Annotated in this window: 20 protein-coding genes; 13 read left to right on the top strand and 7 right to left on the bottom strand. The window is 63.7% G+C overall.

The features are described 5' to 3' along the window. Position 1: 1 nt before the first annotated feature. Positions 2-442 (bottom strand): acyl-CoA thioesterase, encoded by a 441-nt coding sequence (locus AC1MEM_RS02150; protein WP_499475045.1) that lies wholly within the window; start codon positions 440-442, stop codon positions 2-4. 62 nt (positions 443-504) lie between these two features. Between AC1MEM_RS02150 and AC1MEM_RS02145 the strand changes: the two genes are divergently transcribed. Next, positions 505-2,352, top strand: a complete 1,848-nt coding sequence (locus tag AC1MEM_RS02145) for an ABCB family ABC transporter ATP-binding protein/permease (RefSeq protein ID WP_499475044.1) — start codon at positions 505-507, stop codon at positions 2,350-2,352. A gap of 161 nt (positions 2,353-2,513) precedes the next feature. Here AC1MEM_RS02145 and AC1MEM_RS02140 read toward each other — a convergent pair whose 3' ends face one another. Both AC1MEM_RS02140 and AC1MEM_RS02135 read right to left on the bottom strand, forming a co-directional pair. Next, positions 2,514-3,617: a type II asparaginase gene (locus AC1MEM_RS02140; protein WP_499475042.1), complete on the bottom strand. Its 1,104-nt coding sequence runs from the start codon at positions 3,615-3,617 to the stop codon at positions 2,514-2,516. A 71-nt stretch (positions 3,618-3,688) separates the two neighbouring features. Then, positions 3,689-4,957, bottom strand: a complete 1,269-nt coding sequence (locus AC1MEM_RS02135) for a dicarboxylate/amino acid:cation symporter (RefSeq protein WP_499475040.1) — start codon at positions 4,955-4,957, stop codon at positions 3,689-3,691. A gap of 216 nt (positions 4,958-5,173) precedes the next feature. Between AC1MEM_RS02135 and AC1MEM_RS02130 the strand changes: the two genes are divergently transcribed. The 5 genes from AC1MEM_RS02130 to AC1MEM_RS02110 all read left to right on the top strand — a co-directional run bounded on the left by AC1MEM_RS02130 (position 5,174) and on the right by AC1MEM_RS02110 (position 9,468). Continuing rightward, on the top strand, positions 5,174-5,899 hold the full coding sequence (locus AC1MEM_RS02130; protein WP_499475039.1) for an amino acid ABC transporter ATP-binding protein: 726 nt from the start codon (positions 5,174-5,176) through the stop codon (positions 5,897-5,899). A 209-nt stretch (positions 5,900-6,108) separates the two neighbouring features. Next, positions 6,109-7,158: a dihydroorotase gene (pyrC, locus tag AC1MEM_RS02125; protein ID WP_499475038.1), complete on the top strand. Its 1,050-nt coding sequence runs from the start codon at positions 6,109-6,111 to the stop codon at positions 7,156-7,158. 36 nt (positions 7,159-7,194) lie between these two features. Next, positions 7,195-8,025 (top strand): DUF3025 domain-containing protein, encoded by an 831-nt coding sequence (locus AC1MEM_RS02120; protein WP_499475037.1) that lies wholly within the window; start codon positions 7,195-7,197, stop codon positions 8,023-8,025. A gap of 11 nt (positions 8,026-8,036) precedes the next feature. Continuing rightward, entirely contained in the window at positions 8,037-9,029 is a 993-nt protein-coding gene (locus AC1MEM_RS02115) for a Gfo/Idh/MocA family protein (RefSeq protein WP_499475036.1), read from the top strand. 97 nt (positions 9,030-9,126) lie between these two features. Further along, a complete protein-coding gene (locus tag AC1MEM_RS02110) occupies positions 9,127-9,468 on the top strand; it encodes a hypothetical protein (RefSeq protein ID WP_499475035.1) in 342 nt (113 codons plus the stop codon). A 189-nt stretch (positions 9,469-9,657) separates the two neighbouring features. Here the strand turns inward: AC1MEM_RS02110 and recG are convergent, their stop codons facing one another. Beyond that, on the bottom strand, positions 9,658-11,718 hold the full coding sequence (gene recG, locus AC1MEM_RS02105) for an ATP-dependent DNA helicase RecG (RefSeq protein ID WP_499475034.1): 2,061 nt from the start codon (positions 11,716-11,718) through the stop codon (positions 9,658-9,660). 113 nt (positions 11,719-11,831) lie between these two features. On the opposite strand from recG, the gene queA reads away from it, so the two are divergent. The 5 genes from queA (at position 11,832) to secF (ending at position 17,639) form a co-directional block, all read left to right on the top strand. Then, complete coding sequence (queA, locus tag AC1MEM_RS02100; protein WP_499475032.1) at positions 11,832-12,854, top strand: tRNA preQ1(34) S-adenosylmethionine ribosyltransferase-isomerase QueA; 1,023 nt, start codon at positions 11,832-11,834, stop codon at positions 12,852-12,854. Positions 12,855-12,862: 8 nt separating this feature from the next. Beyond that, positions 12,863-14,002: a tRNA guanosine(34) transglycosylase Tgt gene (gene tgt, locus AC1MEM_RS02095; protein WP_499475031.1), complete on the top strand. Its 1,140-nt coding sequence runs from the start codon at positions 12,863-12,865 to the stop codon at positions 14,000-14,002. A gap of 327 nt (positions 14,003-14,329) precedes the next feature. Next, positions 14,330-14,662: a preprotein translocase subunit YajC gene (yajC, locus tag AC1MEM_RS02090; protein ID WP_499475029.1), complete on the top strand. Its 333-nt coding sequence runs from the start codon at positions 14,330-14,332 to the stop codon at positions 14,660-14,662. Between the two features lie 64 nt (positions 14,663-14,726). Next, entirely contained in the window at positions 14,727-16,604 is a 1,878-nt protein-coding gene (secD, locus tag AC1MEM_RS02085; RefSeq protein WP_499475027.1) for a protein translocase subunit SecD, read from the top strand. Between the two features lie 15 nt (positions 16,605-16,619). Then, complete coding sequence (secF, locus tag AC1MEM_RS02080; protein ID WP_499475025.1) at positions 16,620-17,639, top strand: protein translocase subunit SecF; 1,020 nt, start codon at positions 16,620-16,622, stop codon at positions 17,637-17,639. A gap of 592 nt (positions 17,640-18,231) precedes the next feature. Here the strand turns inward: secF and AC1MEM_RS02075 are convergent. The 3 genes from AC1MEM_RS02075 to AC1MEM_RS02065 all read right to left on the bottom strand — a co-directional run bounded on the left by AC1MEM_RS02075 (position 18,232) and on the right by AC1MEM_RS02065 (position 19,897). Next, positions 18,232-19,065, bottom strand: coding sequence for an HDOD domain-containing protein (locus tag AC1MEM_RS02075; protein ID WP_499475024.1), 834 nt, complete (start codon positions 19,063-19,065; stop codon positions 18,232-18,234). Between the two features lie 83 nt (positions 19,066-19,148). After that, complete coding sequence (locus AC1MEM_RS02070; protein ID WP_499475023.1) at positions 19,149-19,430, bottom strand: hypothetical protein; 282 nt, start codon at positions 19,428-19,430, stop codon at positions 19,149-19,151. Further along, positions 19,427-19,897 (bottom strand): MarR family winged helix-turn-helix transcriptional regulator, encoded by a 471-nt coding sequence (locus AC1MEM_RS02065; RefSeq protein WP_499475022.1) that lies wholly within the window; start codon positions 19,895-19,897, stop codon positions 19,427-19,429. Before AC1MEM_RS02065 ends, AC1MEM_RS02070 begins: the two co-directional genes overlap by 4 nt. A gap of 109 nt (positions 19,898-20,006) precedes the next feature. Between AC1MEM_RS02065 and AC1MEM_RS02060 the strand changes: the two genes are divergently transcribed. Together AC1MEM_RS02060 and AC1MEM_RS02055 are read left to right on the top strand one after the other, a co-directional pair. After that, positions 20,007-20,909, top strand: a complete 903-nt coding sequence (locus AC1MEM_RS02060) for a DMT family transporter (RefSeq protein WP_499475020.1) — start codon at positions 20,007-20,009, stop codon at positions 20,907-20,909. Between the two features lie 21 nt (positions 20,910-20,930). Further along, on the top strand, positions 20,931-21,872 hold the full coding sequence (locus AC1MEM_RS02055; protein WP_499475018.1) for a GlxA family transcriptional regulator: 942 nt from the start codon (positions 20,931-20,933) through the stop codon (positions 21,870-21,872). Positions 21,873-21,892 lie beyond the last annotated feature (20 nt).

Raw genomic sequence — 21,892 nt, 5'->3', positions numbered from 1 at the left:
ATTACTGATGCGAGATCAGCGATTCGATCGGCGGCAGCTGGCGCGGCTTGCGGTCCGGGCCGGTGGCGACATAGGTCAGCGTCGCTTCGGTGACCTTGACGATGTTCGACTGCAGGCGGTTGCGCTCGGCATACACCTCGACGTAGACCGTGATCGAGGTGTTGCCTACCTTGACGATATCGGCGTAAAACGACAGCAGGTCGCCGACGAATACCGGGTTCTTGAACAGGAAGGAGTTGACGGCAATCGTCGCGACGCGGCCATTGGCGCGGCGGGTGGCCGGCAGTGAGCCGGCGATGTCGACCTGCGCCATGATCCAGCCGCCGAAGACGTCGCCATAGACATTCGCGTCGGGCGGACCCGGCATCACACGCAGCTGCGGCATTTTTCCTTCCGGCAGGCGGTTGGTGTGGACAGGGGCGGTGTTTTCTGGCGTGGTCATCTTGATTTCTCGTGAAAAGCTACAATCGTCCCGAATTGAACCATAAATCCCGGACCCCTGCCATGCGACGCCATTCCACGAATCCCCCCCCACCGCCTGATGCGAAAGGCCGGCAGCGCAGCGACTGGGCAACCCTCAAAACGCTGTTCCCCTACCTGTGGGTCTACAAATGGCGGGTCATCGCCGCGCTCGGTGCGCTGATCGGCGCCAAAATGGCCAACGTCGGCGTGCCGCTGGTGCTGAAAAAACTGATCGATCAACTGGCGATCGACCCCACGCACCCGCAGGCGCTGCTGGTGCTGCCGCTCGGCGCGCTGGTGGCCTACGGCTTGCTGCGCCTGTCGACCACGGTGTTTACCGAGCTGCGCGAATTCCTGTTCGCGCGCGTGACGCAACGGGCGGTACGCACGATTGCACTGCAGGTGTTTCGCCACCTGCACGCGCTGTCGCTGCGCTTCCACCTGAACCGCCAGACCGGCGGCATGACGCGCGATATCGAACGCGGCACGCGCGGCGTCAATTCGCTGATCTCGTATTCGCTCTTCAACGTGCTGCCCACCCTGGTCGAGATCACGCTGGTGCTGGGCTACCTGGTCATCCACTACGACAAGTGGTTCTCAATCATCACCGCCGTCGCGCTGGCGACCTACATCACCTTCACCGTGCTGGTCACCGAATGGCGCACCCACTTCCGGCGCACGATGAACGAGCTCGATTCGAAAGCCAATACCAAGGCGATCGACTCGCTGATCAATTACGAAACCGTCAAATACTTCGGTAACGAGGACTATGAGGCGAAGCGCTACGACCAGGGCCTGCAGCATTACGAAAACGCGGCAGTACGTTCGCAGACCTCGCTGTCGGTCTTGAACACGGGCCAGTCGCTGATCATCGCCACCGCGGTCACGCTGATCCTGTGGCGCGCGACCGAGGGCGTGATCGCGGGCACGATGTCGCTGGGCGACCTGGTGCTGGTGAACTCGTTCATGATCCAGCTGTACATTCCGCTGAACTTCCTGGGCGTGATCTACCGCGAGATCAAGCAGGCGCTGGCCGACATGGAGCGCCTGTTTGGCCTGCTCGACCAGAACCGCGAAGTAGCCGATACGCCAGGGGCGCAGCCGCTGATTGCGCGTGGCGCGCGTGTCGAGTTCTCGCATGTGGAATTCAGCTATGAAGCGAAGCGCCAGATCCTGTTCGACGTCGACTTCGCCATCCCCGCCGGCACCACGACTGCGGTGGTCGGCCACAGCGGTTCCGGAAAATCGACCTTGTCGCGCCTGCTGTTCCGGTTCTATGACGTGAACAAGGGGTCGATCAGCATCGACGGCCAGGACATCCGGTCCATCACGCAAGCCTCGCTACGCTCGGCGATCGGCATCGTGCCGCAGGATACGGTGCTGTTCAACGACACGATCGAATACAACATCGCGTATGGCCGGCCGGGGGCGAGCCGCGCGGACATCGTCGCGGCGGCGCGCGCAGCGTCGATCCACGACTTTATCGAAAGCCTGCCGGATGGGTATGCGACGATGGTCGGGGAGCGCGGACTGAAACTGTCGGGCGGCGAGAAGCAGCGGGTGGCGATTGCACGGACCTTGCTGAAAAATCCGGCAATCCTGATTTTCGACGAAGCGACGTCGGCGCTCGACTCGAAGTCGGAGCAGGCGATCCAGGCGCAGCTGAAGGAGATTGCGCGCAATCGCACTACGCTCGTGATCGCGCACCGCTTGTCGACGATCGCGGATGCGCAGCAGATCATCGTGCTCGATCACGGCAAGATCGTCGAGCGCGGCACGCACGGGAGTTTGCTCGCGGCGCGCGGCTTGTATGCGCAGATGTGGGAGCGCCAGCTGGCGCGGCCGGATGAGGAGCTGGCGTCGCCGCCGTTGGAATTGCAGGGGGAGTGAGGATGTGGCGCCATTGCGTGAGGCGCTATTGGTTCGCATGATCCGCGTGGGCATGCCCACCCTACGTTATGCGCCTGCCTTTGGCCGTCGTGCGCCGTAGGGTGGGCATGCCCACGCGGATTTGCCCACCCAAGCTCACACGCGACGGCGCCACGAACGACTCAATACGTACTGAACATCTTCTGAATATCCCGCGTATTGGTCGTCCGGGTCAAGGCCAGCATCAACAAAATCCGCGCCTTCTGCGGCGACAAATTATCCCCCGCCACGAAATCGAGCTCGTCGTCATTCGCCTCGCCATTCCGCGCCACGATGCCCTGGCCGACCCGGCTCGAGCGCACGATGATCACGCCCTTCTTGCGTGCAGCCGAGAGGGCAGGGCGCACCTTCGCCGGCAGCGAGCCATCGCCCACGCCCGCGTGCACCAGCCCCCTGGCGCCCGACGCCACCAGCGCGTCGATCGCCACCGGCCCCACGTTCGCATGGGCGTAAGCGATTTCCACCTGCGGCAGCACCGACAAATTCATCACGTCGAACTCGGTATCGACCGTGTGCTTGCGGGTCGACGCGCGATAGAAGAAGGGCTTGCCGCCCACGATGTAGCCGAGCATGCCCAGTTCCGGCGTTTTAAACGTGTCGGCAGCGACCGTATTGGTCTTGGTGACGTCGCGTGCGCCGTTGATCTGGTCGTTCAGGGTCACCAGCACGCCGCGCCCGACGGCTTCCTGCGAACCGGCCAGCAGCACCGCGTTGTACAGGTTGATCGGGCCATCGGCCGACAGCGCGGTCGACGGACGCATCGAGCCGACCAGCACGACCGGCTTCCTGCTCTTGACGACCAGGTTCAGGAAATAGGCCGTCTCTTCCAGCGTGTCGGTGCCGTGGGTGATGACGATGCCGTCCACGTTCGGCTGCGCCAGCAGCGTGTTGACGCGCTTGGCCAGCGTCAGCCAGTGCTCGTTGCCCATGTTCTCGCTGGCGATCTGGAATACCTGCTCGCCGCTGACGTTGGCGATCTTCGTCATCTCGGGCACGGCCTGGATCAGCGCCTGCACGCCGACGGTGGCGGCCGTGTAGCCGACGGTGGTGGTGCTGGTGGCGCCGGTGCCGGCGATCGTCCCGCCGGTGGCGAGGATAGTCACGTTCGGTAGCTTCGTCGTTTGCGCCTGCGCCGACGACGTGGCGGCAAACGCAAGACAGAACAGTAACCCGAACAGGAACCCGAACAGCGTGGCGGCCGAGCGGGCGGTTTTCTGGAACAGCATGGACTTCTCCTTGATTACATGAAAAAAGGCCTCCCATCGCTGGAAGGCCTCGTATGCTTGTTGATGTTCGATCAGCGCAGCGGCGACGTGGCCACGTCCTTGTGCGGCACCGGCTCCTCGAGGTCGCCCTCCCATTTCGCGACGACGGCGGTGGCGATGCCGTTGCCGATCACGTTGGTGGCCGAACGCGCCATGTCGAGGAAGTGGTCGATGCCCAGCAGGAGCAGCAGGCCCGCTTCCGGGATGTTGAACTGGGCCAGCGTCGCGGCGATCACGACCAGCGAAGCGCGCGGCACGCCGGCCATGCCCTTCGAGGTCAGCATCAGCACCAGCATCATCATGATCTGGGTCGACAGCGGAATATCCATGCCGTAGGCCTGGGCGATGAAGACGGCGGCGAAGGTGCAGTACATCATCGAGCCGTCGAGGTTGAACGAGTAACCGATCGGCAGCACGAAGGCGGCCAGGCGGTTCTTGACGCCGAAGCGCTCCAGTCCTTCCAGGGTTTTCGGGAAGGCCGCTTCCGACGAGGCGGTCGAGAAGGCCAGCAGGGTCGGCTCTTTCAGCAGGCCGATCAGGCGCAGCACGCGCGGGCCGAGGAAGGCCATGCCGATCAGGATCAGGATCACCCACAGCAGGATGATGCCGAGGTAGAACTCGGCCATGAAGATGCCGTAGGTCTGCAGCACGCCCAGGCCGCTCTTGGCGATGATGCCGGCCACCGCCGCGAACACGGCGATCGGCGCGAAGTTCATCACATAGCCGGTCACCTTCAGCATGATGTGGGCGACGCCGTCGACCGCGTCGATCAGCGGCGTGGCGCGCGCGCCGACGGCGGCGGCGGCGGTGCCGAAGAAGATCGAGAACACGACGATCTGCAGGATCTCGTTTTTCGCCATGCCGTCGGCGATCGAGGACGGCACCAGGTGGGTGATGAATTCCTTCAGCGTCAGGCCGGAGGTCACGATGTCGGTCTTCGAACCGACCGGCGGCAGGTGGCCCGAGATCGCCATCGCGTCGCCCGGACGGAACAGGTTCACCAGGATCAGGCCCAGCGACAGCGAGAGGATCGAGGCGATGATGAACCAGCCGAGCGCCTTGACGCCGATGCGGCCCACTTCCTTGGCGTCGCCCATCTTGGCGATGCCGACCACCAGGGTCGAGAAGACCAGCGGCGCGATGATCATTTTAATCAGGCGCAGGAACAGGGTCGTCACCAGCGCCATCGTCTCGGAGAAGCCCTTGGGGTCTGCCAGATTGGTGTTGGCGATGTAGCCGACGACAATGCCCAGCGCGAGGCCGATCAGGATATATGTGGTGAGACGGTTTCGATTGTTCATGGGCTGATTCCTGTAGTCGGCCTGCGCGTTCGGTCCGGTATGCCGGGAATGAACTCCTGGCGCACCGAGGTGGGAAAAATAAGGTGGTTCTCAGAGCGAACGAGGATTCGTTCCAATTCTGAGTATATTGGCAAGTTCCGCAGTATCCTAGGGGCTGTTAGTGCTGTCAAGCACGCTCGGAGCTGTGGTTCAGGTTTGGCAAACAAGTGGCGAAATATGATTGAAATCGACAAGGTCAGTAAATGGTACGGCGACTTCCAGGTGCTTGCCGATTGCAGCACGCAGGTGGCGCGGGGCGATGTCGTGGTGGTCTGCGGCCCCTCGGGTTCCGGCAAGTCGACCCTGATCAAGACCGTCAACGGCCTGGAACCGGTGCAGGAGGGCGTGATCCGGGTCGACGGCGTGGCCGTCACCGAGCGCAAGACCGATTTACCGAAGCTGCGCGCGCGGATCGGCATGGTGTTCCAGAATTTCGAATTATTCCCCCACCTGTCGGTGCGCGAGAACCTGACGCTGGCGCAGATAAAAGTGCTGGGGCGCGCGAAGGGCGAGGCGATCGAGCGCGGCCTGCGCTACCTCGACCGCGTGGGCCTGCTGGCGCACCAGGGCAAATTCCCGGCCCAGCTCTCCGGCGGCCAGCAGCAGCGTGTGGCGATCGCCCGCGCACTGGCAATGGACCCAGTGGCGATGCTGTTCGACGAACCGACCTCCGCGCTCGACCCGGAAATGATCGGCGAGGTCCTCGACGTCATGGTTAAATTGGCCGAGGACGGCATGACGATGATGGTCGTGACCCACGAAATGGGTTTTGCGCGCAAGGTGGCCGACCGCATCGTCTTCATGGACCACGGCCGCATCGTCGAGGACACCCCGACCGACGCCTTCTTCACCGCCCCCCGCTCCGAACGCGCCCGCGAGTTCCTGGCCAAGATCATCCACTGACGGGCGGCGCGGCGGGTGATGTGCGTAGGGTGGGCTCTCGAGCCCACGCGGTCGTACCCATGCGTACCGCACGGATTCCGCAAGCCGGCTGCGTTCTCAAACATCTCGGGTGTTGGCATCCTGTTCATATTGCAATGTCACGGAGACCAGCGCGGCGCGCCATCCCCTATGCAGGTAAAATGACGCCGTCCCGCAATCCGAGAGCCGCCATGTCCACCATCGAGATCCCGCAATCCATCACCATCACCCGCCCGGACGACTGGCACCTGCACCTGCGCGACGGCGCGGCGCTGGCCAGCGTGCTGCCGCACACCGCGCGCCAGTTCGCGCGTGCGATCGTGATGCCGAACCTCAAACCCCCGGTCACCACCACCGCCGATGCCACCGCCTACCGCAACCGCATCCTGGCCGCGCTCCCGGAAGGCAGCAGCTTCGAGCCGCTGATGACGCTGTACCTGACCGACAACACCGACCCGGACGAGATCCGGCGCGCCCTGGATACCGGTTTCATCCACGCCGTCAAACTCTACCCGGCAGGCGCCACCACGAATTCGGACGCCGGCGTCACCGACCTCAAAAAATGCTACAAGGTGCTGGAAGTGATGCAGGACCTCGGCATGCCGCTGCTGGTGCATGGCGAAGTCACGGATAACGACATCGACCTGTTCGACAGGGAGGCCGTCTTCATCGAGCGCGTGATGCGTCCGCTGCGCAAGGATATGCCGACCCTGAACATCGTCTTCGAGCACATCACCACCAAGGACGCAGCCCAGTACGTGGCCGAGGCCGAAGGCCCGATCGCGGCGACCATCACCGCGCACCACCTGCTCTACAACCGCAACGAGATCTTCCGCGGCGGGATTCGTCCTCACTATTACTGCCTGCCGGTGCTGAAGCGCGAAGAACACCGCCTGGCGCTGGTGACGGCCGCCACCAGCGGCGACGAGCGCTTCTTCCTCGGTACCGATTCGGCGCCGCACGCGATCGGCGCGAAAGAGTCGAGCTGCGGCTGCGCCGGCTGCTACACCGCGCTGCACGCGATGGAGCTGTACACGCAAGCCTTCGCCGACGCCGGCGCGCTCGACAAGCTCGAAGCCTTCGCCAGCCTGAACGGCCCGGCCTTCTACGGCCTGCCGAAGAACGAAGGGACGATCACGCTCACGCGCGAATCGTGGACGCTGCCGGCCACCGTGCCGATGGGCGAACACCAGCTGGTGCCGCTGAACGCGGGCGAACGCATCGACTGGAAGATGCTGTAAGTGACATCCGGGTTCGCATCCTGGTTGGCGTCCGGGGTGGCGTCCGAACTCGCGCAGATCGACTGGTCGCGGCCGTGGTACGACGCCGTGCGCCCGGCTTATCAAGCTCTCGGTCTCGAAGGCGAGGAGTTCTCCGGCGCCTTCAACCGGCAAGCCGCGCTGCTGGCGCTGCGCAACCACCGTGGCCTGCCCATCGCCTTCGTGCCCCAGGAGTCGCTGCCGGACGGGATGGCGTATGAAGAATTCATCAGCGCGACGGGCAAGGTGCCCACGCGCGCGAACCTGCACGACTTCTTCAATGGCCTCGTGTGGCAGACCTTCCCCCTGATTAAACGCGAGCTGAACGCCTTGCAGGCGGCGCAGATCGCGGCGGCCGGCGGCAGTAAAGCACGCGGACCGGCGCGCGACGCCGCCACCATTTTCGACGAGAACGCGGCCCTGCTGGTGGTGCGCGCATCGAGCGAAGGGCGGGCGCTGGCCGACGAGCTGCGCGCGCACTGCTGGGAAGGAGCACTCTTTGAAAAGCGGGCGCTGTTCGAAAAGCGCGCCATGTCCGGGCCGGATGCCCAGCTCTGGCTGTTCGGCCACGCGCTGATGGAAAAGCTGGTCGCGCCGCGCAAGGCGATCACTGCGCACGTGCGCATCGTGTTCGCGCCCGATGAGTACTTCAGCTTCGACGCCGGCGCCCGGCGCGCCTGGATCGACACCACGGTCGCGCAAGCGCTGCGGGATGAAGGCTTGACGACCTCGGGCTTCACGCCGCTGCCGGTGCTCGGCGTGCCGGGCTGGTGGCCGGATCAGGACCAGGCTTTTTACCTGGACACGACCGTATTTCGTCCCAGGCGCAGGCAAAACGGGGCGGCTTGAAAGGAGCGGTAATGGGTGAGTCAGTTCGCTGGGGTATCCTGGGCACGGGCAAGATTGCACGCGCGTTTGCCACCGCGCTGCAGGACGTGCCGGGGGCGGTATTGGCCGGCGTCGCGTCGCGCAGCCTTGAGAAGGCGAGGGAATTCGCCGCCGATTTCCATGCGGCCGCCGCCTTCGGCTCCTACGAGGAGCTGGCTGCGTCAGGGGGCATCGACCTGGTCTACGTCGCCACGCCCCATCCGCAGCATGCGCAGAATGCCCTGCTGGCGCTGGGCGCCGGCAAGGGCGTGCTGGTCGAAAAACCGTTTACGATGAACCTGCGCGAAGCAGAGCAGGTCGTCGCGCTGGCGCGTTCGAAAAACCTGTTCCTGATGGAGGCGATGTGGACGCGCTTCCTGCCCGCGCTGGCCGAGGTCAAGCGCCTCATCGCCTCGGGCGAGATCGGCAGCGTGCACCAGGTGGTGGCCGACTTCGGCTTTACGGCGACCTTCGGTCCCGAGCACCGCGTGTTCAATCCGGAGCTGGGTGGCGGTGCGCTGCTCGACCTCGGCATCTATCCGCTGTCGATCGCCGCCAGCCTGCTCGGTCCCGTGGTCGACGTCAAGGCGCAGGCCGAGATGGGGCCGACCGGCGTCGATGTGCAGACCGGTTTCACGTTAAAACATGAGGGCGGCGCCATGTCGGTCTGCAGCTGCTCGTTCCAGGCGCGCACGCCGGGCGAGCTGACGGTATCGGGCTCGCGCGGGCACATCCGCATGAACACCATGTTCCACCGTGCGCGCTCGCTGGCCGTGGCGCTGGAAGAGGGCGGCACGCGCACGATCGACACGCCGTATCTCGGCAACGGCTATGTGCACGAAGCGATCGAGGCGCAGCGCTGCTTCCTGGACGGCCTGATCGAAAGTCCCGGCATGACGCACGGCGAGACGCTGGCGCTGATGGGGGTGATGGACGAGATCCGGCGCCAGATCGGTCTGCATTACGCGGCCGACAGCGCACGCTGAACACGCAAGGCCACCCGGCGTATGCATGTTGACAACACATCGCGATGCGCGAATACTCGGCAGGCCGTCCCCATTCACTGCCTGCCGAGAGCCTTCCATGCAACTCCTTCGCACCGCCATCCTCGCCGCCTGCCTGCTGCCGCTGGCTGCCCATGCCGACCCTGTCCCGGTCCCGCTTGAGAAGATGGCCTATGTCGGCGACTGGCAGGGCAAGGACATGCGCATCCAGATGGGCAAGGACGGCAAGGTCCAGTACAAGCGCAACCAGCCCGGCAAGAACCTCAGCCTCAGCGTCGACCTGCAGGGTTTTAATGGCGACAATTTCGATGTCGGCGTGCCCTTCCTGCGCTCGACGTTTGTGGTCAGCAAGCCGCCGCACCGCGAGGGCGACAAGTGGAAAATGACGGTCGATGGCGTCGAGCTGACCAAGGTGGATTGAACGATCACACGGAACAGATGCGTTGACCGTAGGGTGGGCGCCCCGTGCCCACGCGGAACGCCGCTTTGTGTTGGCCATAATTGAAAGGCCGCGCCAGATCATTGGTCAAGTTCCAACAATGAGCCGTTAGCGCGGCACAGCGCCACGTTACCGATAGGCAGGCGTCCGCGTGGGCACAGGGCGCCCGCCCTACACCTTCAAGAACTCTTCCTTGCCACCCAGCCAGCGCGCCAGGTGCGCATCCACGATCTCGACATTCGGCCCGGTCTCGCTCTCCAACAAGCTGGCCGCGATATCGCGCGCATGCTCGACCAGCCACTGGTCGGTTTCCAAATCCGCGAAACGCAGCATCGCCTGCCCCGACTGGCGCGCGCCCAAAAACTCGCCAGGCCCGCGGATCTCCAGGTCGCGCCGCGCAATTTCAAAACCGTCGGTGGTCTCGCGCATCGTCAGCAGGCGCTGCTTGGCGACTTGTCCGAGCGGGCTCTGATACAGCAGCAGGCAGACGCTGGCCGCCGAGCCCCGCCCCACGCGCCCGCGCAGCTGGTGCAGCTGCGACAGGCCAAAGCGCTCGGCATGCTCGATCACCATCAGCGAAGAATTCGGCACGTCGACGCCGACCTCGATGACGGTGGTCGCGACCAGCACGTGTACCTCGCCGGCCGTGAACGCATCCATCACCGCCTGTTTCTCGGCCGGCTTCATGCGCCCGTGTACCAGGCCGACCTGCAGGTCGGGCAGGGCTTCGGCCAGTGTTTCGTAGGTTTCGGTCGCGGTCTGCAGCTGCAGCGCTTCCGACTCCTCGATCAGCGGACACACCCAGTACGCCTGCCGCCCCTCGAGGACGGCCGCATGCACGCGTTCGATGACTTCGTCCCGCCGGTTCTGGTCGATCGCACGGGTGACGATCGGGGTGCGCCCGGGCGGCAGCTCGTCGATCACCGACACCTCAAGATCAGCGTAATACGTCATGGCGAGGGTGCGCGGGATCGGCGTGGCCGACATCATGAGCTGGTGTGGCACCAGGCCGTCGCTGCCCTTGTTGCGCAAGGTCAGGCGCTGGCCGACGCCGAAGCGGTGCTGTTCGTCGACGATCACCAGGCCCAGTTTCGCGAACTGCACCGTGTCCTGGATCAGCGCGTGGGTGCCGATCACCAGGCGCGCTTCGCCCGATTCCACCATCTCGACGGCCGCCGTCTTGTCCTTCTTTTTCAGGCTGCCGGTCAGCCAGGCGACTTTGACGCCGAGCGGCTCCATCCACGCCGCGATCTTGCGGAAATGCTGCTCGGCGAGGATCTCGGTCGGCGCCATCAGCGCCGCCTGGTAGCCGGAATCGATCGCCTGCGCGGCGGCCAGCGCCGCAACCACCGTCTTGCCGCTGCCGACGTCGCCCTGCAGCAGGCGCTGCATCGGATAACCCTCGCGCAGGTCGGCACGGATTTCCTTCACCACGCGCTGTTGGGCGCCCGTCAGGGCGAAGGGCAGCGCGCCCAGAAAACCTTCGGACAGCTGGCCGACAGCGCGCAGCGTCGGCGCGCCCTTGTCGCGGCGCGCGCGCTGGGCGCGTTTGAGCGATAACTGCTGCGCCAGCAGCTCGTCGAACTTCATGCGCGTCCAGGCCGGATGCGATTTTTCCATCAGCGCGTATTCGTCCACGTCCACCGGCGGGTAGTGCAGCATTTTGACGGCCGGCTCGAAGTCGATCAGGTCCATCTGGCGCCGGATCGCCGCCGGCACGGTGTCGGTCCAGTCCACGCGCCGCATCGCTTCGGCAATCGCGCGGCGCAGGATCGGCTGCGACAGGCCTTCGCCGGACGGATACACGGGCGTCAGGGAAGTGGGCAGCGGCGCATTCTCGTTCACGACTTTATAGGTCGGATGGACCATCTCGGCCCCGAAGAAGCCGTGTTTGATTTCGGTGCGCGCCCGCACGCGCACGCCCTCGGAAAGCTGCTTGACCTGGCTGCCGTAGAAATTCATGAAGCGCAGCAGCAGCTCGCCGCTGTCGTCGGCAATGGTGACGAGCAGCTGGCGCCGCGGTTTCAGGCTGATCTCGTTCTTGATGACGAGACCCTCGACCTGCGACACATGGCCGCCGCGCAGGCAGGCCTCGCGGATCGGCACGATCTTCGTCTCGTCCTCGTAGCGCAGCGGCAGGTGCAGGATCAGGTCCATGTCGCTGCGCAGGCCGAGCTTGGCGAGTTTCGTTTGTGTCGTTTTCGGGGCGGGAGGGGTCTTTAAGGCAGGCATATCGCGGCAGATTGATGCAGGCTGGCGTAAAATAGAGGGTTCGCCGCACGTACTTGGGGCCATATTGTAAGGCTGCCAGCACTTAAGCACTTATTTTCCCAGAATTGACCAGAATGTATTCGCTTTCCGATTTCGATTTCGACCTGCCGCCCGAACGCATCGCGCAATTGCCGCTGCCGGACCGCAGCGCTTCGCGCCTTTTGCAGCTCGATGGCGAGCAGATCACCGACCGCCATTTCGCCGACATCGTCGACCAGCTGCAAGCCGGCGACCTGCTGGTGATGAACAATACCCGTGTTTTGAAAGCGCGCTTTTTCGGCGTGAAGGAAACCGGCGGCCAGGTCGAGGTGCTGGTCGAGCGCGTGCTGGACGACCGCACCGTGCTGGCGCAAGTACGCGCGTCCAAGTCGCCGAAACCCGGCAACCGCATCCGCCTGGCCGACGCCTTCGACGTCACCACGGGCGAGCGCGCCGGCGAATTTTTCACGCTCCACTTCGAGGGCGACGTGTTCGAGCTGATCGAAGCGCATGGCCGCCTGCCGTTGCCGCCCTATATCGAGCACACGGCCGACGAATTCGACGAGCAGCGCTACCAGACCGTGTATTCGAAGGAACCGGGCGCCGTCGCCGCGCCGACCGCCGGCCTGCACTTCGACCAGCCGCTGCTGGATAAACTGGCGGCCAAGGGCGTGAACTTCGCCTACGTCACGCTGCACGTGGGCGCCGGCACCTTCCAGCCGGTGCGCGTGGAAGACCTCTCGCAGCACAACATGCACACCGAGTGGTACACCATCGCGCAAGAGACGGTCGACGCCGTGCGCGCTGCCAAAGCCGCCGGGCGCGATGTCGTCGCCGTCGGCACCACCTCCTTGCGCGCACTGGAATCTGCCTCGCAGACGGGCGAACTGGTGGCCGGCAGCGCCGACACGGCGCTCTTCATCACGCCGGGCTACAGATTCAAGACGGTCACGCGTTTGATCACCAATTTTCACTTGCCGAAGTCGACCCTGCTGATGCTGGTGTCGGCCTTTGCCGGTTACGCCGAGATCCGCAAGGCCTATGCCCATGCGATCGCCAACGAATACCGTTTCTTCAGCTATGGCGACGCCATGCTGTTGACAACCTCATCACGCTAGAATCCCCGATGCTCGAATTTACGCTCCTCAAAAAAGACACCAGCGGCCTGTCGCACGCCCGCCGCGGCCGTTTGACAGTTAACCACGGCACCATCGAAACGCCGATCTTCATGCCGGTCGGGACCTATGGTTCCGTGAAGGCGATGGACCCGGTCGAGCTGAAGGAAGTCGGCTCGCAGATCATCCTCGGTAACACTTTCCACCTGTGGCTGCGCCCTGGCACCGAGGTATTGAACAAGTTCGGCGGCCTGCACGGCTTCATGGGCTGGGACAAGCCGATTTTGACCGACTCGGGCGGCTTCCAGGTGTTCTCGCTGGGCGCGATGCGCAAGATTACGGAAGAGGGCGTGACCTTCGCTTCGCCGATCGACGGCTCGCGTAAATTCCTGTCGCCGGAAGTGTCGATGCAGATCCAGCGCGCGCTGAACTCGGACATCGTGATGCAGTTCGACGAGTGCACGCCCTACGAAATCGACGGCCGTGCCGCGACGGCCGAAGAAGCGGCGAAGTCGATGCGCATGTCGCTGCGCTGGGCCCAGCGCTCGATGAACGAATTCAAGGGCGGCGAAAATCCGAACGCGCTGTTCGGTATCGTCCAGGGCGGCATGTACGAGCACCTGCGCGACGAATCGCTGGCCGGTCTCGAAGACATTGACTTCCCGGGTCTCGCCATCGGCGGCCTGTCGGTGGGCGAACCGAAGGAAGACATGAAGCGCATCCTGGCCCACGTCGGCCCGCGCCTGCCGGAAAACAAGCCCCACTACCTGATGGGCGTCGGCACGCCGGAAGACCTGGTCGAGGGCGTGGCGAATGGCGTCGACATGTTCGACTGCGTGATGCCGACCCGGAATGCCCGCAATGGCTGGCTGTTCACGCGTTTTGGCGACGTCAAGATCAAGAACGCGCGCTACAAGGAAGACACGGGGCCGCTGGACGAATCCTGCGACTGCTACTGCTGCAAGAATTTCTCGCGTGCTTACCTGCACCACCTGCACCGCTCGAACGAGATTTTGGGCGCGCGCCTGAACACGATCCACAACCTGCATTACTACCTGAAACTGATGCAGGAGATTCGCGACGCGATCGATGCGGATGGCTTCCACGCCTTCCGCCTGACATTCGCCGTCGACCGCGCCCGCGGCGTATAACCATGCGCTTTCCGTAGGGTGGGCATGCCCACGCGTACGTGCCGGGGCGGGCCGCAAAAACCGGGCTCGCAACGGCGGCCGATTTGCCGTCCGTCTCCGGCCCGCGCCATTCGACTCTCACTCGCGGCAACGCGTGGGCATGCCCACCCTACGTTACGCGACCGCCAACATTCAATCTGAGCGGTCCGGGCACACATCCGCCCCCAATCCTCCCAATTTCCAGCTTGCAATTTTTAGTTGCAATCCCATCTACGCCAGAATGGCCGCTGGCGATTCGCCGGTGCTAGAATACAGCGCTGTTTTTTTTATCTCACAATCGGAGTTCTTGTGTTCATTTCCAACGCGTACGCGCAAACCACCACCGCTGCCGATCCTGGCCTGATGGGCAATCTGACGACCTTCGCCCCGATCCTGATCATGTTCGTGGTCATGTATTTCCTGATGATTCGTCCCCAGCAGAAGCGCCAGAAGGAAACGAAGCTGATGATGGAAGCGCTGGCCAAGGGCGACGAAGTCGTCACCGCGGGCGGCATCCTGGGCCGTGTCGTGCAGGTGAAAGACGCCTACGTCACCATCGAAGTGGCGAGCGGTACCGAAATGGTCGTGCAGAAGAACGCAGTCACCACGCTGCTGCCGAAGGGTACGCTCAAGTCCCTGTAAGCCTGCGCCGCGGCCCTTGCTATCCCAGGGGCCGCTGTCGCTCAACACCCAACGCTGGAACACTATGAATCGCTATCCCGTCTGGAAATACATACTGATCGCTGTCGCGCTCCTGCTGGGCGCGCTGTACACGGCGCCTAATTACTTCGGCGAATCGCCGGCCTTGCAGGTTACGACCGGCAAGACGACGGTCAAGATCACGAGCGACACCACGGCGCGGGTAGCGGATGCGCTCAAGCGCGTAGGTGTTCCGGCGAACCAGGTTTCCCTGGAAGGCTCGGGCAACTCGACGGCCGTACGCGCCCGTTTCGACACCACCGATGCCCAGTTCAAGGCCAAGCTCGCGCTCGAGCGCCAGCTCAACCGTGATGCGGCCGATCCCGATTACATCGTCACCGTCAACCTGGTCAAAAATACCCCTGCCTGGATGCAGCACCTGCACGCGCTGCCGATGAACCTCGGCCTCGACCTGCGCGGCGGCGTCCACTTCCTGCTGCAAGTCGATGCCAAGGCCGTGCTGGAAACCAAGATGAAGGGCACGCAAGCGAGCGTGCGCAGCATCCTGCGCGACAAGAACGTGCGCCACGCCGGCATCGAGCGTAGCGGCAATACCGTGGAAGTCACCTTCCGCGACGCCGAGACCCGCAGCGCCGCCCGCAACGTCCTGTCGAGCCAGATGCAGGACCTGCAACTGGCCGACGCCGCCGACGGCACGGACCTGAAACTGCTCGTCACCCTGAAGCCGGCCGCGCTGCAGCGCACCGTCGAAGAAGGCGTGAACCAGAACATCACGACCCTGTCCAAGCGTATCAACGAACTCGGCGTGACCGAGCCGGTCATCCAGCGCCAGGGCGCCGACCGCATCGTCGTGCAATTGCCGGGCGTGCAGGACGTCGCCCGTGCGAAAGACCTGATCGGCCGCACCGCGACCCTCGAAATGCGCATGGTCGATCCGACCGTGACGCCAGGCACCGAGCTGTCGGCTGCCGTCCCGCTGAACTCGGAACTGTTCACCGAAGGCCGCGGCGCCCCGGTCGTGGTGTCGAAAGACATCATCCTGACGGGTGACTACATTTCCAGCGCCGTCGCCACCTTCGACCAGAACCACCAGCCAGCCGTCTCGATCGACCTGAACGGCGACGGCGGCCGCAAGATCCGCCTGGTGACCCGCGAAAACATCGGCAAGCGCATGGCGGTCCTGTTGAAAGAGAAGGGCAAGTACACCGTGCCGACGGCCCCGACCATCCAGGGCGAACTCGGCTCGACCTTCCAGATCACCGGCATCGGCAGCATCGAAGATGCAAATGAACTGGCGCTGCTGCTGCGCTCGGGCGCGCTGTCGGCACCAATGGAATTCATCGAAGAACGCGTGGTCGGCCCGCAGCTGGGCGCCGAAAACATCTCGAAGGGCCTGCACTCGACCCTGTGGGGCTTCGTTGCCATCGCGATCTTCATGATCATCTATTACCACGTGTTCGGCTTCTTCAGCGTGCTGGCGCTGTCGGCGAATTTGCTGTTCCTGATGGCGATCCTGTCGACCCTGCAGGCAACATTGACCCTGCCGGGTATCGCGGCAATCGCGCTGGCACTCGGTATGGCCATTGACGCCAACGTGCTGATCAACGAGCGTATCCGTGAAGAGCTGCGTGGCGGCGCCACCCCACAGCAGGCCATCACCAACGGTTTCGGCCACGCCTGGGACACGATTTTCGACTCGAACGTGACCACCCTGATCGTCGGCCTGGCGCTGCTGATCTTCGGTTCGGGCGCGGTGCGCGGCTTCGCCGTCGTGCACAGCCTGGGCATCCTGACCTCGATGTTCTCGGCGGTGTTCGTTTCGCGCGGCATCGTCAACCTCTGGTACGGCCGCCGCGGCAAGAAGCTCAAGGGCCTGTCGGTGGGTACCGTCTGGACTCCGGGCCTGCCCGCTGAAAAGAAATAAAGACTAGGAATCGTCATGGAATTTTTCAAAATCAAGCGGGACATCCCGTTCATGCGCCACGCGTTGATCTTCAACGTGATCTCGGCGCTGACCTTCGTGGCCGCGGTATTCTTCCTGGTGACCAAAGGACTGAATTTCTCGGTCGAGTTCACCGGCGGCACCGTGATGGAACTGCGCTATCCGCACGCGGCGGACCAGGAAAAGGTCCGCGCAACCTTGCGCTCCCTCCACTATGAATCGCCCGAGGTGAGCAGCTTCGGCACCGCCAGCGACATCATCCTGCGCCTGCCGCCGACGAAGAATGCCAGCGGCGCCAGTGCCTCGGCCCAGGCCTTCAGCGCCGTGTGCGCGTCGGAAGGCGGCACCGTCAAGCAGGTCAGCCTGATGGAAAAGGGCCAGCAGGTATCGCGCAGCAGCTGCGCGAGCGCCGCCGGCGCCGAGCTGGTGACGCTGCAGCGCGTCGACTTCGTCGGCCCGCAGGTCGGCGACGAACTGGCCACCAACGGCCTGAACGCACTGATCATGGTGATCGTCGGCGTGGTGCTCTACCTGATGGTCCGCTTCGAGTGGAAGTTCGGCGTGGCGGCGATCATCGCCAACCTGCACGACGTGGTCATCATCCTCGGCTTCTTCGCCTTCTTCCAGTGGGAGTTCTCGCTGACGGTGCTGGCGGCAGTGCTGGCCGTGCTCGGTTATTCGGTCAACGAATCGGTCGTCATCTTCGACCGGATCCGCGAAACCTTCCGCAAGCAGCGCAAGATGGCCGTGACCGAAGTCATCGACCACGCGATCACGACCACGATTTCGCGCACCATCATCACCCACGGCTGCACCCAGATGATGGTGCTGTCGATGCTGTTCTTCGGAGGCCTGTCGCTGCACTACTTCGCCATGGCGCTGACGATCGGCATCTGCTTCGGTATCTATTCGTCCGTGTTCGTGGCAGCAGCAATTGCCATGTGGCTCGGCGTGAAGCGTGAAGACCTGATCAAGCCGATCAAGGAAAAAGACGAAACGGACGGCGCCGTCGTGTAATTGTTTTTGGGCATGCATGCATGTCCCAGCCGAAAAAAATGCCGCCCGACTCAACTCGGGCGGCATTTTTCGTTCTGCGGACACTTTTCCCGGTCTACCCTGTTGGCATTCCGGTTTGCACAAAAGATATTTAACAAATGAGGGGTTTCGGTCTCATGTGTGAGTTCCCGCACAGAGAGCGGGGAGGGCGAAACCTTATAGTGGAACTGTCTCTTTCAGGACATCCCTAGTTTTGGACTTCACCCGCTCCCCCTCGGAGCGGGTTTTTTTTTGCGCGGAAAGAAAGTAAAGCCAGCGGCCGAGAAAATGTCACAAGTGTGAACTGGCGCACAGAGTGTGCGGGAACCGGGAACTAATATGGAGCTGTCTCTTTCAGGACATCCCTAGTTTTGGACTTTGCCCGCTCCCTGAGCGGGCATTTTTTTTGTCGGATGAAGATCGGTAGGGTGGGCGCCCCGTGCCCACGCGGGCATGTGTGGCGTTGACGCTCTTGAAACCCGTTGCGCAATCGCCGCTGGGTAATGGCGTAATCGCTGTGCATCGTTCGGCGTGGGCACGGGGCGCCCACCCTACGGAACGTTGGTGTAAATGCTTACAACAAGGCCGACGTCAAACTCTGCACCTCGTGCGCCGACTCTTCCATGATCATCGCCAGCGTGCCATCGCCCACCGCGAAATCGATCGACGCCGCAGCCGCCACCGTCGTCGCACCCGGACGCTCGAGCAAGGGCGAGGCCACCGGCGACAAATCATTCGCCAGCAGCAAAGTATCGCCCAGCGTTTCCGGCGGCAAGGCACGCATGCCATTCCACATCGCCTCGATCGCCCCCATCACCGGCGCCGGCACGCCCAGGCGCAGCAACACGCCGCGCCCGACCGCCACTTCGCCATGTTCCAGCCACTCGTCCGCATCGCCATCGAGCAGCCCCGGATACTCATGCGCGCGCGACAGCATATAAAAGCCGCCAACCTCATGCACGATACCCGCAAACATCGCCGTTTCCGGATCCACAAACGACACCCGGCGCGCGATCACCTGCGCCAGCGCGGCGACATGCGCCGAGTGGCGCCACAGCGCATCGGCGCGGGCACGGAGGGCCGGATCGGTAATCTCGCTGCTCAGCTGGCGCACGATGACGCTGGCCGCCAGCGCGCCAAGGGTACGAAAACCCACGCGCTGCACGGCCGCACGGACATTGGTCACGTCGTTGCCGGAGCGGTTATAGGTAACGGAATTGGCGATGGCCACGGTGCGCGCCGCCAGCAGCGGCTCGGCCTGGACCAGGCGGGCCGCCGCATCGGCGTGGCACTCGGGATCGTTCAGGGCTTGTTGAAGCCTGAGCGTGGCGTCGACATTCGTCGGAAAGCTGAGTTCGCCGCGAATGGCCTGGGCCGCGATACTGTTAAGGGCGTCAAGTCTGTCCATCGAAAAATTATACCCCCAATGGCCAGGCCCTCCCCAGGCAAAGTTTGCCGTGGGGCACTTTTACAACGGCAGATGACGGTAGATCAGGGCTCGCTGAAGATGGCATCGCAGCCATCCTTGAGTTCTTCCGTGTCCTGCAGTTCATCGACCAGGCCGAGGTCGATCAGTTCTTCGACGGCGTTCATGAAGTTATTCAATTTCGCCGCGCCGATCAGGCGATAGATCTCGCCGGCCTCGTTGCGCACGCCGATCAGCATCTTGTTCTGGCGTACTTCCTCTTCCGAAGCCTGGTCGAGCAGGATGTTGCCGATGATGTGCTTGTCGAAATGGGCGGGCGTCATGCCCTCGAGCAGGGTGGTTTTCAAGATTCTTCCTTTTGTTGTGGTGATAAGGGGGACGGGCGCCCGGCCTGGTTGATGCGCTCGCGCAGCTTGGTCAAGGCCCCATCGATTTCATCGAATTCGGTCTCGCTGTACGCGGCAAACAATTGCTTGCCGTGAGCAACCGCTTTGGGGAACACTTCCCGGAACACGGTTTCGCCGGCATCGCTCAGGCGCACGTGGAACGACCGTTTATCGTTGCTGCTGCGTTCGCGCAGCACGATGCCCTTCCGTTCGAGGCGCTCGATCACGCCGGTCAGCGTGCCTTTCGTGATGAGGGTGCGCTCGCCGAGTTCCTTGTAGCTCATCCCGTCCGTATTGCCCAGCGTGGCGATGATGTCGAACTGCGCGTGCGTCAAACCAAATTGCCGCACCGACTCGCCCGAATACCGCTCGAAGCCTTGCAGGCATTCGGCCAGCAAGCGGACGCTTTTTAAATATCGTTCCCCCATGGAGGGGAATTATAGCCGTCCCCGGGCCTTTACCGGCCGCGGTTCGCCTTTTACTGTCGAGGCGCGTACCATAACGCTTTTGCTTATTCGCCACACCGGACTGTCACCCATGCACCGCCACCTCCACGGCATTCTCGCCCTGTTGCTCGTCACCCTGGTCTGGGGCACGACCTTCCCCGCCATGAAAGATTTGACGAGCCATTTCTCAGCGGTATGGATCATCCTGGTGCGTTTCGCCATCGCAGCCTTGCTGCTGTCGCCCTTCCTGTGGCGCGCCAAGGCAGCGGACCTGCGCTCGGGCGCCATCCTCGGTGGCTTGTTGTTCTTCTGCTTCATCTTCCAGGTCGAGGGCCTGGCGCTGACCAGCTCCAACCGCAACGCCTTCATTTGCGGCCTGAACGTCCTCGTCGTTCCGCTGCTGGGCGTGCTGGCCGGGCGCCTGCCCGAACGCCGCATCGTCCTCGCATTGATCATGTCGATCGCGGGCCTGGCCGCGCTGTGCTGGGATGGCGGCGGCTGGGGAACGGGCGATTCGCTCGCCCTGCTGTGCGCGCTGTGTTTCGGCGTGTACATCAAAGTGATGGAAGTGCACACCCGGCGCGCCACGCGCCTGCTGACGATCACCGCGGCCCAGATCGGCATGGTGGCCGTCTGCGCCGCATTGTGGCTGCTGGCGCGCGAAGTGCCGGGCGACGCCGCCGCACGCGGCATCTGGTTCGACGGCGTCGTAACAAGCATCGGCCAGCACGCCTGGAACTTCGCCTACCTCGGCGTCATCGCCACCGCCGCGATCATTTCGCTGCAAACCTGGGGCCAGTCGCGCACGACGGCCAACGAGGCCGCCGTCGTCTACGCCTTCGAGCCGGCCGCGGCCGCCTTCTTCGGCTATTTCTGGCTGGGCGAGGCCATGACCACCCGCGGCTGGCTCGGCGGCTTGCTATTGATCTCCGGTATGATAGTCAGCCAATGGAACTCCGAGCGCCGCCCCGCCGCCGCGCTCGCCCCCGAGTGATGACGTTGTTAATCCGCCCCGATGCCGCACCCTGAACTGTCCGTCCTGGCGCAGGAACGGCCGCTGCGCATCCTGCTGGTCAACGCCGGCGAGCCGGACACCCTCACCTGGTCCGGCCTGGTGCAACCGCTGCGCCAGGCGGCCAAGATCCTCGGCCCCGAGCGCCTGCACGTCGACGTGCGCAGCCCCGACAAATTTACGAGCGACGCCCAGCGCCACTGGCACCTGGTGCTGCTCGCCGCCGACGAAGCGCAGGCGGGACTGAAACCCGCGAACTTCCGCGCCCTGGTCGAACGCTGCCGCGCCGCGCCTTTCTGGGGCGGCGTCGGGGCAGGGGTGCTGTGGCTGGCCGAAGCGGGCGCCCTCAACAGCGTGAAGACCGCATTGCCTTGGTCGCTCTACGCCGATGCCGACAGCCGCGCCGATCAGGCCGTGTTCACGCCCCACCTGTATGAAATCGACGGCAATCGTTTGACCTGCTGTGGAGGAGCTGCATCCGTCGATTTCGCGCTGAGTTTGATCGACATCATTTTTGGATCGAACGTGCAGGCGCCCGTAAAAGAGTTGCTGTGCGTGGATCGGGTGCGCGGCCGCGAGGAGCGTCAGCGGGTGGCGCTGCAGGCGCGGTTCGGGACGCTGCAGCCGAAGCTGACCGAGGCGGTGACCCTGATGGAAGCGAATATCGAGGAGCCGCTGTCGACGGATGAGATTGCCCAGCTGGCGGGGGTGTCGCGCCGTCAGCTGGAGCGGTTGTTCAAGCAGTATCTCGGGAGTTTGCCGTCGCGTTACTACCTGGAACTACGCCTGAACCGGGCGCGGCAGTTGCTGCTCGATACGAATAACTCGATCGTGCAGGTTGGGCTGATGTGCGGGTTTTCGTCGGGGTCGCATTTTTCGACGGCGTTTGGAGCCTTGTTTGGGAATACGCCGCGGGAGGAGCGGCAGCGCAGGCTGGCGGAGTAAGCGTGGCCGGCCGACCTGCT

This window comes from Telluria sp. AIW5, from assembly GCF_056680575.1.
Note: the sequence above shows the minus strand (reverse complement) of the source record. Positions and strands in the feature narration are given on the sequence as shown.